Source organism: Streptomyces spinoverrucosus (assembly GCF_006539505.1).
GTDB lineage: Bacteria > Actinomycetota > Actinomycetes > Streptomycetales > Streptomycetaceae > Streptomyces > Streptomyces spinoverrucosus.
The window spans coordinates 53,514-69,262 of sequence record NZ_BJND01000037.1; the positions used below are offsets into that span (position 1 = coordinate 53,514).

The 15,749-nt window shown below is 70.7% G+C and carries 12 protein-coding genes and 1 tRNA gene; 8 read left to right on the forward strand and 5 right to left on the reverse strand.

The features are described from left to right. Nucleotides 1-177: 177 nt before the first annotated feature. The gene (locus SSP24_RS42990) at nucleotides 178-756 is read right to left on the reverse strand and encodes a hypothetical protein (RefSeq protein ID WP_167529685.1); all 579 of its coding nucleotides are present in this window, start codon (nucleotides 754-756) and stop codon (nucleotides 178-180) included. Nucleotides 757-1,182: 426 nt separating this feature from the next. Next, nucleotides 1,183-1,255 (reverse strand) — tRNA-Arg (locus SSP24_RS24415). A gap of 321 nt (nucleotides 1,256-1,576) precedes the next feature. Between SSP24_RS24415 and SSP24_RS24420 the strand changes: the two genes are divergently transcribed. The 7 genes from SSP24_RS24420 (at nucleotide 1,577) to SSP24_RS24450 (ending at nucleotide 10,963) form a co-directional block, all read left to right on the forward strand. Beyond that, nucleotides 1,577-3,184, forward strand: a complete 1,608-nt coding sequence (locus SSP24_RS24420) for a dynamin family protein (RefSeq protein WP_141311833.1) — start codon at nucleotides 1,577-1,579, stop codon at nucleotides 3,182-3,184. 60 nt (nucleotides 3,185-3,244) lie between these two features. After that, nucleotides 3,245-5,578 (forward strand): YfjP family GTPase, encoded by a 2,334-nt coding sequence (locus tag SSP24_RS24425; protein WP_444546203.1) that lies wholly within the window; start codon nucleotides 3,245-3,247, stop codon nucleotides 5,576-5,578. A gap of 285 nt (nucleotides 5,579-5,863) precedes the next feature. Then, entirely contained in the window at nucleotides 5,864-6,352 is a 489-nt protein-coding gene (locus SSP24_RS24430; protein WP_141311835.1) for a single-stranded DNA-binding protein, read from the forward strand. Between the two features lie 280 nt (nucleotides 6,353-6,632). Next, nucleotides 6,633-8,042 (forward strand): Cys-Gln thioester bond-forming surface protein, encoded by a 1,410-nt coding sequence (locus tag SSP24_RS24435; RefSeq protein ID WP_141311836.1) that lies wholly within the window; start codon nucleotides 6,633-6,635, stop codon nucleotides 8,040-8,042. A 155-nt stretch (nucleotides 8,043-8,197) separates the two neighbouring features. After that, the gene (ettA, locus tag SSP24_RS24440; RefSeq protein ID WP_141311837.1) at nucleotides 8,198-9,862 is read left to right on the forward strand and encodes an energy-dependent translational throttle protein EttA; all 1,665 of its coding nucleotides are present in this window, start codon (nucleotides 8,198-8,200) and stop codon (nucleotides 9,860-9,862) included. A 4-nt stretch (nucleotides 9,863-9,866) separates the two neighbouring features. Further along, on the forward strand, nucleotides 9,867-10,280 hold the full coding sequence (locus SSP24_RS24445) for an acyl-CoA thioesterase (RefSeq protein ID WP_141311838.1): 414 nt from the start codon (nucleotides 9,867-9,869) through the stop codon (nucleotides 10,278-10,280). Further along, a complete protein-coding gene (locus tag SSP24_RS24450) occupies nucleotides 10,277-10,963 on the forward strand; it encodes a DUF8185 domain-containing protein (protein ID WP_141311839.1) in 687 nt (228 codons plus the stop codon). The genes SSP24_RS24445 and SSP24_RS24450 overlap by 4 nt, the downstream gene beginning before the upstream one ends. Before the next feature lie 24 nt (nucleotides 10,964-10,987). Here the strand turns inward: SSP24_RS24450 and SSP24_RS24455 are convergent, their stop codons facing one another. After that, nucleotides 10,988-11,392 (reverse strand): globin, encoded by a 405-nt coding sequence (locus SSP24_RS24455; protein ID WP_141311840.1) that lies wholly within the window; start codon nucleotides 11,390-11,392, stop codon nucleotides 10,988-10,990. 166 nt (nucleotides 11,393-11,558) lie between these two features. On the opposite strand from SSP24_RS24455, the gene SSP24_RS24460 reads away from it, so the two are divergent. Next, entirely contained in the window at nucleotides 11,559-12,545 is a 987-nt protein-coding gene (locus SSP24_RS24460; protein ID WP_141311841.1) for a methyltransferase domain-containing protein, read from the forward strand. Between the two features lie 40 nt (nucleotides 12,546-12,585). Here the strand turns inward: SSP24_RS24460 and SSP24_RS24465 are convergent, their stop codons facing one another. After that, nucleotides 12,586-14,262, reverse strand: coding sequence for an FHA domain-containing protein (locus tag SSP24_RS24465; RefSeq protein ID WP_141311842.1), 1,677 nt, complete (start codon nucleotides 14,260-14,262; stop codon nucleotides 12,586-12,588). Between the two features lie 82 nt (nucleotides 14,263-14,344). Further along, nucleotides 14,345-15,691 carry a vWA domain-containing protein gene (locus tag SSP24_RS24470; protein WP_141311843.1) on the reverse strand — a complete coding sequence of 449 codons (1,347 nt, stop codon included), beginning with the start codon at nucleotides 15,689-15,691 and terminating at the stop codon, nucleotides 14,345-14,347. Nucleotides 15,692-15,749 lie beyond the last annotated feature (58 nt).

Here is a 15,749-nt window from a genome sequence, read left to right on the forward strand (position 1 = left end):
GGCGGGGCCAGAGGGTGTGCGACCATGAACAAGGGCAGGCCATCGCGCAAGTCTCCCCGGTGAACGGTCAGTTCAACCGGTGGAGCGCACGATGGCCTTTGTCTCTTGGTCTGAGGTGATGGGATGGCCGCCGCGGGACCGTCACTCCTGACGACACCGCTTGGCGGGACATGACCCCTAGTGGTGCCCGTGGTGCCCGTGGTGCTTCTTGGTCGGGTGGGCGGGCTTGTCCGGGTAGGCGGGTTTGGTGGGGTAGGTGGGCTTGTCCGGGTATGCGGGCTTCTCCGGGTGGACGGGCTTGGCGGGGTACGTGGGCTTGTCCGGGTAGGCCGGCTTGACGGGGTATGCGGGCTTGGCCGGGTACGCAGGCTTTTCCGGGTAGGCGGGTTTGGCGGGGAGGGCGGGCTTCTCCGGGTAGGCGGGTTTGACGGGGAGCGCGGGCTTTACCGGGTACGCAGGCTTCTCCGGGTAGGCCGGTTTGACGGGGAGCGCGGGCTTTACCGGGTACGCAGGCTTCACCGGGTAGGCGGGCTTGGCGGGGAGCGCGGGCTTCTCCGGGTAGGCGGGCTTGGCCGGGTATGCGGGTTTGACGGGGAGGGTGGGCTTCTCCGGGTATGCGGGCTTGACGGGGTACGCAGGCTTCTCCGGGTAGGCCGGCTTAACGGGATACGCGGGCTTGGCCGGGTAGGCGGGCTTCTCCGGGTGGACGGGCTTGACGGGGTAGACGGGCTTCTCCGGGTGGGCCGGCTTCGCCAAGTGATGATGCTTCGCCGGGTAGGCAGGCTTCATCGGGGACGGCGGGTGCGGGTTGGTGTGGTCCTCTGCGTAGGCGGCTCCCGCGTTCGCCAGCGGTGCTGCGACGAGCGCTGCAGCTACGGCGGCTGACGGCAGAACAGATCGCCATCGCGGCGATGTCGTCATTCGTTCCACTCTCCTCGGCTTGGTTCAGGGCTAGGTGACAGGTGGTCAGCACCAAGCGCCAGACAGTGGAATGCATAGGAAATCGGAGAATATGAATAACGCTGCGACGGCCATAAGCCACCGGATGGTGTAACACGGCACACCTGTTGGCCCGGCTGAAGCGATTGGGGCGGAGCCACTCGCGGTGCAGCTGACCGGCGGGCACCGCAACGACGTCACCCGTCTGCCGCCCCTGATCATCTCCGCACGTCAGGACGTGAGCGCCCCCGGCAGGACTCGAACCTGCGGCCAAGCGCTTAGAAGGCGCCTGCTCTATCCACTGAGCTACGGGGGCCAGGTGTGTGGCCTCTGTCGTGGGTGCCCGGGTGTGGGCCGATCCGTGACGTTGCCGGGGACAAGGATAGGGCTCCCTGATCCGTGACCCTGTTGCTTCGCCTCCGTGGCTCGATGTGGAGGTTCGGTGAAGCGGTCCTGATAATCGCAGGCAGGTACGAATCGTGCATCGCTTTTGACGCCTCACACGCCGGGTGTTGTGCACTCGTTATGCCTGGACTGCGTCCGTGTCCCAGTCGCCCCTTCCGTCCCTTGTGTCCTATCGGCGCGCAGACATGCTCATATGCTTCAGATATCCCATAAAATTGGGCATTCTTCGCATGTGGTGACCTTGGACGTACGGCCTCAGCTGCTCGACGCACTTTCCGCGCTGCGCGACCGCGTCGCCGCCGCACGCTTCCCGCTGCCCCTGGCGGGGGCCCCACGCGCGCGTGCCAACCGCGACGAACTGCTCGCCCAGCTCGACGACTACTTGGTGCCCCGCCTGAGAGAGCCTGAAGCGCCCTTGCTGGCCGTCGTAGGAGGCTCGACAGGTGCCGGCAAGTCGACGCTCGTGAACTCGCTCGTCGGGCGCAGAGTGAGCGAGGCCGGCGTCCTGCGGCCCACGACCCGGACGCCCGTACTGGTCTGCCACCCGGAGGATCATCACTGGTTCAGTGGCATGCGCGTACTGCCCGACCTCACACGCGTGTGGGTGCCCCATCAGGAGTCCGACGACGATCTGCTGCTCCCCGGCGACAACCCCGCGCGCGTGCTGCGGATCGAGAGCGCCGAGACCCTGCCGCGCGGCCTCGCCCTCCTCGACGCGCCCGACATCGACTCCCTGGTGGCCGACAACCGCACCCTCGCCGCCGAGCTCATCTGCGCAGCCGACATCTGGATCATGGTCACCACGGCCGCCCGCTACGCCGACGCCGTCCCCTGGCACCTGCTGCGCACCGCCAAGGAGTACGACGCGTCCCTGATCACCGTCCTGGACCGGGTGCCCCACCAGGTCGTCTCCGAGGTCTCCCGGCAGTACGCCGCGCTGCTCACCAAGGCCGGCCTCGGTGAGGTACCCCGCTTCACCGTGCCCGAGCTGCCCGAGTCCGCCTGGGGCGGCGGCCTGCTCCCGGCCACCGCCGTGGCGCCGCTGCGCACCTGGCTCGTCCAGCAGACCCAGGACCCCGCAGCCCGCCAGCAAGCCATGGCCCGTACGGCGTACGGCGTCCTCAATTCGCTCAAGTCCCGGATGCCCGAGCTGGCCAGCGCCGCCGCCGCTCAGTACGCCGCCGCCCTCCGGCTCACCTCCGCCGTCGACCTCGCCTACGACAGCGAGCACGCGCGCGTACGGGGGCGCCTGCAGTCCGGTGCCGTGCTCGCCGGGGCTGCCCTGAAGCGCTGGCGGGCCTTTCCGCTCGACTGCACGGCCGGCGAGCTGCTCGACGCCCTCGTGGAGAGCCTCGGCGCGCTCCTGCTGTGCGCCGTCACCGCCGCCGACGAGCGCGTCGACGATGCCTGGCGGCGCGAACCCGCGGCGCGCGCCCCGGGGCTCGCGGACCGGGACGTGTCCCTGGAGAACGCCGAGCACCGGATCGGGATGGCGGTACGGCGGTGGCGGCGCGAGGTGGAGGAGTACGCCGAGGACGAGGTCCGCGACCTCGACCGCAACGTCGCCCAGGACCCCGAGGTGATCGCCGCCCTGGTCGCCACCGCGCTGCTGGGCGGTCGCCGGGCCCGCTCCGCGGGCGAGGGGCTCGCCGAGCGGATCGGCGCGCACGGGGCGCTGCGGCTGCGCGACCGGGGCGGGCGGCTGCTCGCCGAGTGCGTGGACCGGGTCATGCACAACGGACGCGAGCGCCGCCTGGAGCCCCTCGATGCCCTTGAGGTCCATCCGGAACCGCAGGCCGCACTCATCGCGGCGTTGTCCGTACTGCAGAAGGAGAGGTGACCGGTGACCGCCGTCACTGACCAGGACCACACGGAACACGCCGATCCCCAGCAACTGGAGATGCCTCAGGTGCATGAAGGGCTACCAGGGCCACAAGGGCCGGACAGGACAGAAGAGCCGCAAAAGCCGCAAGAGACGCAAGAGCCTCAAGAGCTGAAAGAGCCGGAAGGGTCGGAAGCACCGGAGGTGGCGGCCGCCGAGGACGCGCGTGAGGATGCACACGAGGTTGAGCGCGCGGAGGAGCCTGACCCTGAGGGCGATGACTCCGAGGGACGTACTCCTGAAGATCGCACTGATGAAAGTCGTACTGCCGAGGGGTCTGACGCTGCGGATCGGGACCCCATGGAGAGCGATTCCGAAAGCGGCCCCAATGGGGAGGATTCCGGAAAGGATTCCCCCAGGGGGGACGATTCCGAAAAGGGTCCCTCAGAGGAGAGTGTCGATTCCGGAAACGGATCAACGGGTTCCATCGGGGACGGCGACTCGGAAAAGGACGCCTCCGACGCCCGAAAAGACCTCCCTAGGAGGGTGGATTGGGGAAGTGGCGCCTTTAGGCGTCCCTGGAAGGCGTTGCGCAAGGCGGTGGAGTCGGGGGCGGGGGAGTCCGGGGCATCCGGGACGGGGGAGCAACCGGGCTCGCGTCGCGAGGATGGCCCCCGCCCCGAAGTCCCCTCCCGTCGCAAGGAGTCCGAGGACACCTGGGACGACGGGCTGATCGCGCGCCGGGTGACCGAGGCGAACGGTGGCGAGCAGGTCGCCGTAGTGAAGACCAGGCCGAGTGGGTCGCGGACCGTGACGCCGCTGGCGTACGACGGCCCGTTGCGGTCGCGGCTGGACGCGATGCGCGAGCTGGTGGGGCTGTCGCGCACCCGGCTTGACAGCAGGACGCTCGCCGAGGCGGGCCGGGTGCTGGACGAGGCGGCGGCGCGGCGCAAGCTCTCCGGGCAGCACACCGTGGTCGCCATCGCGGGCGCGACCGGTAGCGGCAAGTCGCAGCTGTTCAACGCGCTCGCCGGGGTGGCCATTTCGGAGACGGGAGTACGTCGGCCCACCACGGCCGCGCCCATCGCATGCAGCTGGAGCGATGGCGCGGCGAGCCTCATCGACCGGCTCGGCATCCCCGGGCGGCTGCGCCGGCGCCCGTTGCAGAGCCCGGAGGCGGAGGCGCAGCTGCGTGGGCTGGTCCTGGTGGACCTGCCCGACCTCGACTCCGCCGCCGTACAGCATCGCGAACAGGCCGAGCGGGTGCTGGACCTCGTGGACGCGATCATCTGGGTGGTGGATCCGGAGAAGTACGCCGACGCAGTGCTCCATGAGCGCTATCTGCGGCCCATGGCCGGGCACGCGGAGGTGATGTTCGTCGTCCTCAACCAGGTCGACCGGCTCCCCGGGGAGGCGGCCGACCAGGTGCTCGACGATCTGCGGCGGCTGCTCGACGAGGACGGGGTCGCCCTGGGGGAGTACGGCGAACCGGGCGCGACCGTGCTCGCGCTGTCCGCGCTCACCGGGGAGGGGATCGGGGATTTGCGGGAGGCGCTCGGCGAGTTCGTGGCGGAGCGGGGCGCCGCGGCCCGCCGTATCTCCGCCGATCTCGATGCCGCCGCGGGGCGGCTGTGGCCGGTCTACGCCACCCGGCGGCGCACGGGGCTCAGTGAGCAGGCGCGCGACGAGTTCTCCGCGCGGCTGGCGGACGCCGTGGGCGCCACCGCCGCCGGTGAGGCGGCCGAACGGGCCTGGCTGCGCAACGCCAACCGCGCGTGCGGGACGCCCTGGCTGCGGCTGTGGCGGTGGTACCAGGACCGGAGTGAACCTCCCACGGGACGGCTGACCTTGCGCACGCAGGCGGACGAGCAGGCCACCGCACGGCAGAAGGTCGAACAGGCGGTGCGTACGGTGGCCGACCGGGCCTCGGCCGGGCTGCCCGCGCCGTGGGCGCAGGCGGTGCGGGAGGCGGCCGCACGCGGGGCCCACGGGTTGCCCGAGGCGCTCGACGTGCTGACCGCGCGGGCCGGGTTGCCGCCGGGACGGCCGCCGCGACCGGGCTGGTGGCCGGCGGCCGTGCTGGTGCAGGCGGCCATGACGATCCTCCAGATCGTGGGCGGGCTGTGGCTGGTCGGGCAGATCGTCGGGGTCATGGCGCCGAACCTCGGGGTGCCGGTGCTGCTGATGGTGTCCGGCATCGTCGGCGGTCCGCTCGTGGAATGGAGCTGCAAGCTGGCGGCGCGGGGGCCGGCCCGGCGGTACGGGCTGGAGGCGGAACGGCGACTGCGGGAGGCGGCGGCCGGGTGCGGGCGGGCGCGGGTGCTCGATCCCGTGGCGGCTGAGCTGCTGCGGTACCGGGAGGTTCGGGAGCAGTACGGGCGGGTGCTGGGGACGGGGGTGGGGGTGAGGTAGGGGGTGGGGCGGCCGACTTGTCGGCCTGTTGTCCGGTTGACCTCGGAGGTTGTCCCTCGAACGGGTGGCGGAGTTTTCCACAGCTCCAGGGCCGTCCACAGCGCTCAGCGGGCTCGGCCCGGCGGAGGCAGTCTGGCTTCGCGGCGATCGCGACGGACGCGGTCGTCACGGCGGTGGCGGTACGCGGACGATCGCGGCCGTCGCCGGCAGACGCAGCCGTACGGGACGGGCCCGTAGGCGTGTCCGCCCGGTGCGAGCGGCCGGGCGGGGGAGGGGTACGAGGACATGAACGAGACGATGGTGTGTGCCGTGGGCAACGTGGCGACGCAGCCGGTCTACCGGGAGTTGGCGGCCGGGCCGTCGGCACGGTTCCGGCTGGCGGTGACCGCCCGGTACTGGGACCGGGAGAAGAACGTGTGGACGGACGGGCACACCAACTTCTTCACGGTGTGGGCCAACCGACAGCTCGCCACCAACGCGGCGGCCTCCCTTGGGGTGGGCGATCCCGTCATCGTGCAGGGCCGGTTGAAGGTGCGGACGGATGTGCGCGAGGGGCAGAGCTGGACCTCGGCCGATATCGACGCCGTGGCGATCGGCCACGATCTGGCGCGGGGCACCTCGGCGTTCCGGCGCGGGAACGCGAAGGGCGAGACGGCGGTGGCCGGTTCACCGCAGCAGCCCGAGCCGGTGTGGGAGACGCCGGCCGGCGAGTCCGCGGACGACACGGCTGATACGGAGTCCCAACAGCAGCCGGAGGTAGCGGCGGTGACGTGACGTCGGACACCGCACCGAACTGGACCTCAGACATCTCTGACCGAACTGCGGCTTATCGGCGCATGCGTTACCGAACAACCTCGGTGGATTTGTCGATAAGCCCTGTTCGTAGGGGGTCTCGGCGATAACGATTCCGAGTCGGATCTCCGGTCCGACGGGATCACTGGGAAGCCTGGTACGCCCGCATCCTTAGGATGCCGAACGTGGCTCTCGTGGCTTGAGATTCTGCTGGTGGGACCGTACCCCCCACGTCAACGGGTCCTGCTCGAAGGGGAATTCTGTGTTTTCTTCGTTCTCCGCACTGTCCGTGTGCGGGCGAGGGGCGGCCCGCCTCGCCGCAGTGACGCTGGCGTCCGGGCTCGCCGTCAGCGGTGCCCTGGTGACGGCCGGCCCTGCCGCCGCCGACACCGCTCCGGCACACACCCAGGGCGGAGCGACCGCCACCATAGGCGGCCTGAGGACGTACGGCGCGGCGGTGGTGCACTCCGCCGAGGGCGACCTGGAGATCTCGGCGGGCCTGTTCGAGATGTCCGTCGAGGGCGGCGGCATGCTGCAGACGTACTGCGTGGACATCCACAACCCCACGCAGAAGGACGCCAAGTACCACGAGACGCCCTGGAGCGGCACCTCCCTGGGCGCCAACAAGGACGCCGGCCGCATCCGCTGGATCCTGCAGAACTCCTACCCGCAGGTGAACGACCTGGCCTCGCTGGCGAAGAAGGCGGGGGTGCGGGGCGGCCTCAGTGAGCAGGACGCGGCGGCCGGTACGCAGGTGGCCATCTGGCGCTACTCGGACGGGGTGGACGTCGACGCCGTCGACCCCGAGGCCGAGAAGCTCGCGGACTACCTGGAGAAGAGCGCCCGTGACGTGGCGGAACCCGAGGCGTCGCTGACCCTCGACCCGCCCGCGCTCTCCGGCCACCCTGGTGGGCTCCTCGGCCCGGTGACCGTGCACACCAACGCGGACAGCGTCACAGTGACCCCACCGGCCGACGCCGCGACGAGCGGGGTGCGGATCGTCGGCAAGAACGGCAAGGACATCACCACCGCGCAGGACGGCAGCCAGCTGTTCTTCGAGGTACCGGCGGACACCACGGACGGCTCGGCCGAGCTGACCGTGCAGGCGTCGACCACCGTGCCGGTCGGCCGCGCCTTCGCCTCCGAGACCAGAAGCCAGACGCAGATCCTGGCCGGCTCCAGCGAGTCCACGGTCACGGCGACGGCGAGCGCGACCTGGGCGGAGACGGGCGCGATACCCGCGCTGTCCGCGGCGGAGAACTGCGCCGAGGGCGGCGTGGACATCACCGCGGTCAACCAGGGCGACGAGGCGTTCACCTTCGAGCTGATGGGCGCCGAGCACACCATCGCGGCCGGCGAGACCCGCACGGTGACCATCCCGCTCCAGGAGGACCAGGCCTACGACTTCACGATCACCGGCCCCGGCGGCTACGAGAAGCGCTTCACCGGCGTCCTCGACTGCCGCACCCAGGCCGACGCGGCCTCCGAGGCAGGTGCGTCCACCCAGATCCTCACCCAGCCGAGCCCGGCCACGGTCGGCAGCACCTCCGCCGACGTCAACCTCGCCGCCACCGGCAGCTCCGACACGACCCCGGCGATCGCGGGCGTGGCGATCGGCCTGGTGGTGATCGGCGGCGCGGCACTGGTCGTGGTCCGCAAGAAGAAGTCGTAGCGCCTGAAGCACCTCAACAGCGAGTGTCCGCCCGGTCACTCGCTGCCCACGACGGCCCCACGCGGCCACCAGGCGGTTTCCGCCGGTGGCCGGCGATGCGGCAAGATGGGGTGTATCTGCCCACTGCCAGATTTCAAGCTGCCGGACGGTTTCTCTTGGCTGAGTTCATTTACACCATGCGCAAGGCGCGCAAGGCGCACGGCGACAAGGTGATTCTCGACGACGTCACCCTGAACTTCCTTCCGGGTGCCAAGATCGGCGTCGTCGGTCCGAACGGCGCCGGTAAGTCCACCGTCCTCAAGATCATGGCCGGTCTTGAGCAGCCGTCGAACGGTGACGCGTTCCTGTCGCCCGGGTACAGCGTCGGCATCCTGCTCCAGGAGCCGCCGCTGAACGAGGAGAAGACGGTCCTGGAGAACGTCCAGGAGGGCGTCGCCGAGATCAAGGGCAAGCTCGACCGGTTCAACGAGATCGCCGAGCTGATGGCCACCGACTACTCCGACGCGCTGCTCGACGAGATGGGCAAGCTGCAGGAGGAGCTCGACCATGCGAACGCGTGGGACCTCGACGCTCAGCTGGAGCAGGCCATGGACGCCCTCGGCTGCCCGCCCGGCGACTGGCCCGTCACCAACCTCTCCGGTGGTGAGCGCCGCCGCGTCGCGCTCTGCAAGCTGCTGCTGGAGCAGCCGGACCTGCTGCTCCTCGACGAGCCCACCAACCACCTCGACGCCGAGTCCGTGAACTGGCTGGAGCAGCACCTGGCCAAGTACCCGGGCACCGTCGTGGCCGTCACCCACGACCGGTACTTCCTCGACAACGTCGCGGGGTGGATCTGCGAGGTCGACCGGGGCCGCCTGCACGGCTACGAGGGCAACTACTCCATGTACCTGGAGACCAAGGCCGCCCGGCTCAAGGTCGAGGGGCAGAAGGACGCCAAGCGGCAGAAGCGGCTCAAGGAGGAGTTGGAGTGGGTTCGCTCCAACGCCAAGGGGCGGCAGGCCAAGTCCAAGGCGCGTCTGGCCCGCTACGAGGAGATGGCCGCCGAGGCCGAGAAGATGCGGAAGCTGGACTTCGAGGAGATCCAGATCCCGCCGGGGCCGCGGCTCGGCAACGTCGTCGTCGAGATCAACAACCTCAGCAAGGCCTTCGGCGAGAAGGTTCTCATCGATGATCTTTCGTTCACTTTGCCGCGTAACGGGATCGTGGGTGTCATCGGTCCGAACGGCGCCGGTAAGACCACCCTGTTCAAGATGATCCAGGGTCTTGAGCAGCCCGACTCCGGCACGATCAAGGTCGGCGACACCGTCAAGATCTCGTACGTCGACCAGAGCCGCGAGAACATCGACCCGAAGAAGACCCTCTGGGCCGTCGTGAGCGACGAGCTGGACTACATCAACGTCGGGCAGGTGGAGATGCCCTCGCGGGCGTACGTCTCCGCCTTCGGATTCAAGGGCCCCGACCAGCAGAAGCCGGCCGGTGTGCTCTCCGGCGGTGAGCGCAACCGCCTCAACCTGGCGCTCACCCTCAAGCAGGGCGGCAACCTGCTGCTTCTCGACGAGCCGACCAACGACCTGGACGTGGAGACGCTCTCCTCCCTGGAGAACGCGCTGCTGGAGTTCCCCGGCTGCGCCGTCGTCGTCTCCCACGACCGGTGGTTCCTCGACCGTGTCGCCACGCACATCCTCGCCTACGAGGGTGAGTCCAAGTGGTTCTGGTTCGAGGGCAACTTCGAGTCGTACGAGAAGAACAAGATCGAGCGGCTGGGGCCGGACGCCGCCCGTCCGCACCGCGCCACTTACAAGAAGCTGACCCGGGGCTGATCTCTTGCGGCACATCTACCGCTGCCCACTGCGCTGGGCGGACATGGACGCGTACGGCCACGTCAACAACGTGGTGTTCCTCCGCTACCTGGAGGAAGCCCGTGTCAACTTCCTGTTCCGCCCGGACAAGAACTTCAAGCAGGGGTCCGTGGTGGCACGCCATGAGATCGACTACAAGCGGCAGCTCGTCCACCGGCACACGCCCGTGGACATCGAGCTGTGGGTCACGCAGATCAGGGCCGCCTCCTTCACCCTCACTTACGAGGTGAAGGACGGCGACCAGATCTACGTCCGGGCCTCGACGGTGATAGTGCCGTTCGACTTCGAGGCGGGGCGACCGCGTCGGCTCACCGAAGAGGAACGGGAGTTCCTCCAGGAGTACCTGGACGACGACAAGGAGGAGGCCGTCGCCGCATGACGGTGCTCCACCTCGCCGACGAGGGGGAGGCGGCGGACCTCGCGGCCTTCCTCTCCCGGCTGCTCCACTACGACCGTTCAGCGGCGGTGCGTCTGCAGGCCGCGGGCACCGCACTCGCCGTCTTCGGCCGACCGCCGTCCTTCGAGGTGCTGGCGATCCGGGCGGTACGGCTGGCCAAGCCGTACGAGAACGGGCTGGACGTCACCCTCGACGTGACCGTCTCCGCCGGTGAGCTGCTGGAGTCCGTGGACGAGAAGGCGGCCACGGCGGGTGTTCCGGAAGCGGTGACCGGGCCACCGTGGGCGGGGGTGCTCCCGCCGCGTGGCGGCTGGAGGCCGGAGCGGGGACTGCCGGGGGCGGACACCCTGCGGGGGATGGTCGCGGCCGCGGTGGTGGAATTCCGGTCCCGTACGGAGGAGCTGCCTCCGGAGGGCCGTACGCGCGCCGAACTCGACCGGATCGGGCGCGAGATCTGGTCCCGGACCGTCGGGGACACCCACCTTCCGGTGCGGGCCGTGCACGCGGCGCAGTCCCTGGGGTTCCTGCGGCCGACCGTCGGGGCCGGGGAGGCGGAGGAGCTGGGGCTGTTCTCGTCGGGTGCCTGGCTGCGGCTGCGCACGCCGTACGGATCGATCGCCGTGCGCCGCGGAGGACTGGGGACGCTGGGCGTCAGCGTGCGCTGACGCCCGTCACCGGCGTGGCGGGCCTCAGCCCGGCGTGTTCACCATCGAGGCCGCCGCGTACGTCAGGTAGTTCCACAGCGTGCGCTCGTGTTCCTCGGACAGGCCCAGTTCGTCGACGGCGTCCCGCATGTGCTTCAGCCACGCGTCGTGCGCGGCCCGGTCGACGGTGAACGGGGCGTGGCGCATGCGCAGGCGAGGGTGGCCGCGGTTCTCGCTGTACGTGGTCGGGCCGCCCCAGTACTGGATCAGGAAGAGGACGAGGCGCTCCTCGGCGGGGCCCAGGTCCTCCTCGGGGTACATCGGCCGCAGGATCGGGTCCTGGGCGACGCCCTCGTAGAAACGGTGGACCAGGCGGCGGAAGGTCTCCTCCCCGCCGACCTGCTCGTAGAAGGTCTGCTCCTGAAGCGTGCCGCGCCGAATCTCATTCACGCATCCATGGTCTCAGACGCGACGGACCAGGACTCAAGGCTTAGGACCTGTTGCGAAAGTCCCGCCTGCCCCGCGACGCCCGGCACTTTGGCAACAGGCCCTAGGACCACGCGGCCGGGCGGCCCGGGTACTCGCCTCGCACTGTGAAGCGCAGCACAGTGGACATATGGGCGCGCATGCACTCGACAAGGACCTGGAGGCCGTCGCCGCCTCGGCGCGGGCCGCGATGGTGCGGGAGATCGACGAGAGCGGGGCGTGGGCCGCGGACCCGGTGTGGCGGGAGGCGTTCGCGGCGGTCCCTCGGCACCTCTTCGTGCCGTACTACTACGTGGGCGTCCTGGGCGGCTACGAGCGGCGCTGGGGCGAGAGCCCCGACCCGGAGGCGCGCGAACGCTGGGTGCGCGGTGCCTATGCCGACACCCCGCTGGCCACCCGGCTGCGCGACGGCGAACTGCTCTCCTCCAGCAGCCAGCCGTCGCTGATGGCGATGATGCTGACCGAGTTGCGGGTGGAGGACGGCAACCGGGTGCTGGAGATCGGCGCGGGCACCGGTTACAACGCGGCACTGCTCGCGCACCGGCTCGGCGACGACGACCTCGTCACCACCGTCGATCTGGAGCCGGAGATCACCGAGTCGGCACGCCGGCATCTGGAGGCCGCCGGGTACCACCCGGTCGTGGTCACCGGGGACGGGACGCGCGGGGTGCCGGAGCGCGCCCCCTTCGACCGGATCATCGCGACCTGCACTCTCGGGTCGATCCCGCCCGCATGGCTGGCCCAGTGCCGTCCCGGCGGCCGGATCCTGACGCCGTTCGCCACCGGGCTGGTAGCGCTGACCGTGCGGGACGCGGGATACGCCGAAGGGCAATTCCTGCACACGCCCGCGTACTTCGTCCCGCTGCGCGGCACCGGGCGGCCCGAGTCGGAGCCGGTGGCGCTGGGCGCGGTGCCGCGCCGGGGGCGGGAACACGAACTGTTCCGGTTCCTGCTCGCCCTCACCCGGGGCAGCCTCGATCCGCAGGAGGCGTACGCGCTGTGGGAGCGCGAGGGCAGGCCCGGGCGGGAGCGGTACGGCATCACCGTCGGCGGCGGACGCGAGTGGGCGTGGCTGGACGATCCGGAGGGGCCGTACGCCTGGCCCCTCCCCGCCTGATCGGCCGAGCCGCCCGACCCGCGGGTCCGCCTGAACCGTCTCAGCCCCGGCGGATCGTGATCGTCGTCCAGGCGCCCACGTGCACCCGGTCGCCGTGCTGCAGCTGCACCGGCACGAAGGGCTGGATCGGGTCCTCCGAGCCGTTCACCGTGGTGCCGTTCGTCGAGTTCTGGTCGACGATCGCCCAGCTGCCGTCCGGCTGCTGCACCAGCACCGCGTGCTGGTGGGAGACGCCCGGGTCCTCCGGCGGCACCGACAGGTCGATGTCGGGGGTGTCGCCGGTGGAGTGCCGGCGGCGGCCGATCGTGACCTGGTTGCCGGTGAGCGTGCGCTGCTGTTCCGGGGAGTACGCGGGCAGGTTCAGGCCCGCCGCCTCGGGGCCGGAGCGCTGCATCATCGCCATGAAGTACTCGCGGTCCGGACCGATGGTCGCCGTCCAGGTCGCCGGGCGCTGCGGGGCGGCGGGACCGGGCGGCGGCGCGGACTGGGCGCCGGGGTGCGGATAGCCGTAGCCACCGGGCTGACCGGGGCCACCCGGGCCGCCGGGACCCGTGGACGACGGCGGGGAGAGCACCCAGTCGTCGCCGCCGAAGGACGGGCCACCCGGCTGCGGCCGACCCGTCTCCTGTGGGAACGCGGGCGGGGCGGGCGGGGCGCCCGGACCGGACGGCTGGAAGGCCTGCGGGGCGCCAGGGTGCGTACCGGGACCGGAGGGACCGCCGGCCGTACCAGGGCCTCCGGGGCCACCGGGACCGCCGTGGCCACCGGGCCCGGCGTTCGGCGGCGGAACCGGACGCGAGGGGTCACCACCGAATCCGGGATGACCGGGCGGACCGGACCGCTCACCCCCGAAACCGGGCGGGCCGGAAGGACCGGGTCGCTCACCGAAGCCCGACGGACCGGAGGGGCCGGGAGCCCCGGGGCGCTCGCCGAAGCTCGAAGGGCCGGAAGGACCAGGACTCCCCGGGCGCTCGCCGAAGCTCGAAGGGCCGGAAGGACCAGGCCCCCCAGGACGCTCACCGAAGCTCGAAGGACCGGCCGGACCAGGACCCCCGGGCCGCTCGCCGAACGCCGAAGGACCGGAAGGAGCAGGACCACCAGGACGCTCACCAAAGGCCGAAGGACCGGAAGGACCAGGCCGCTCGCCACCGAACCCAGAAGGCCCGGAAGCCCCCGGAGCCCCAGAAGGCCCACCGGCCCCCGGCCGCTCCCCGCCGAAGCCCCCACCGGGACCGGGCGCCCCCGACGGCGCGCCGGGAGCCTCGCCCCCGAACGGTGGGATCGGCTCGGCCGGACGGTTCATCTGGGACGGACGCGAGCTCTGGTACTCGTACGAGTCCCCGCCCCCGAACGACGGCGGCGGACCGGACGGCCGCTGGAACTGCGGGGCCGGCGGGCGCGGGGCAGCCGGGGTGTACGAGGTCGCGGTGTTGGTGAGGAAGTTCCACCGGCACTCCTCGCAGAACGGCGCGGCACCCTCCCGGGGCGTACGGCACTGCGGGCAGAGCTCGGGCGCCGCGTCCGGTACGGCGGACGGGTGCGGGCGTCCGCCGGGCTGGCCGGTGTTCGGCCCGCCGGACGGCGGTGGGAAGCCGTAGCCGCCGCCCGGCGGGGGCGGAGGCGGAGGGGGTGGAGGTACGGCACCCGCCATGCGGTGACCGCAGACCTCGCACCAGTCGTCGGAACCCGACTGGTGTCCGTTCGGGCAGGTCGGCATGTCGGCGCTTCCCCCTCTCCTTTTCCGGCCGTTTCGACCGGATTTCTCCAACCCCAGGGGGTCGGGCTCGCTTTGTTTCAGTTCACTTCTTTACACGAACAGTCTTTGTCGACCGGGTTTCGAGAGTCATCTCGTCGGCCTCCGCGACCTTCGCCTTCAGTCGCACAGTACCTGTCGCGGCATCGACCACGTCCACCACCTTCGCAAGGAGTTTCGCAGTATCCGCGTTTCCTGAGGCGCCGGCGAGCTGAACGGCCCGGCCCAGTTTGGCCGTTGCTCCATCGATGTCTCCGGATTTGCGCAGGTCCAGACCCTGTTGGATGACTTGTGCCAGTTCGGCCTGGCCGGTGTAGTGGGCGACCTGGGGGTTGATCGACGTCGAGGCGGCCATGTCGTCGGTCCACACGGCCCGTACCAGGCCTTGGGCGCCGAGGTTCTGGGCGGTGCCGTCGGGCTGCGGGATCACCAGGGAGACGCGGGCGGCGAGCATCTCCTGGCCGATGTTCGCGGCCGGGACCTCGACGCACACGTGGTAGTCGCGGGACTCGTCTCCCCAGGAACCAGTGGGGTAGTCCCCGGCGCGCGGGCCCGCCTCGGTGCGTCGGGTGGTCAAGTCCTCGACGGTGGGCGCGACTTGCTTGACGAACTTGATCGTCGTGTCGACGGGGGTCCACAGCCGCAGGGCGACGTCCGCGACCTCTTTGCCCATCGCCGTCTCCATCAACTGTGTGAAGTCGGCGGCGAGACCGGCCGGATCGGCGACGATGTCGGCGGTGCCGAGCAGCGCGGAGGCGATGCCTGTGACTTCTTTCACTTCCCAGTCGGTGCCCACGCCCCGGGCGTCACAGGTGAAACGTCCGGCGCACTCGTCGAGCGTCCGCTTGAGGTCCTGCGGCGACTCGTGCTCGTTGCGGCCGTCGGTGAGCAGGATGCCGTGCCGGATCGCCACGTCCGCCGAGGACAGCAGGCGGTCGGCGAGCCGCAGCCAGGTCCCGATCGCCGTACCGCCGCCGGCGCTGAGCTTGCGCAGCGCCTGCTTGGCCTGGTCGCGGGTGGTGGCGTCGGCGACGGCGAGGCGGCCGCCGCCGGGGTAGACCTCCTTGGCGACATGCGTGCCGCCGATCACCGCGAAGTGAACGCCGTCGCGCAGGATGTCGATCGCGGCGGCCGTGGCATCCCGGGCGTTGCGCATCTTGGTCGGCGGGTAGTCCATCGAACCCGAGCAGTCGACCATGATCGCCACGGCCGCGGACGGGCCCTGCCCCGGCGAGTAGAGGTGGGGTGCCGTGACCGCGCTTCCGATCGTGCCGCCGCCGGTCGCGGTCACCGTGACGATCGCGTTGACCTCCCGGCCGCCCTCCGGGAGGTACTCGTTCTGGTACACGTCCACCGAGAACTGCGGCACATTCGACTTCGAGAAATTGGCCATACGTTCTCAAATCCCCCTTGAACGCCCCACGGAAAGGTGGAGCGATGAACGGAATGCG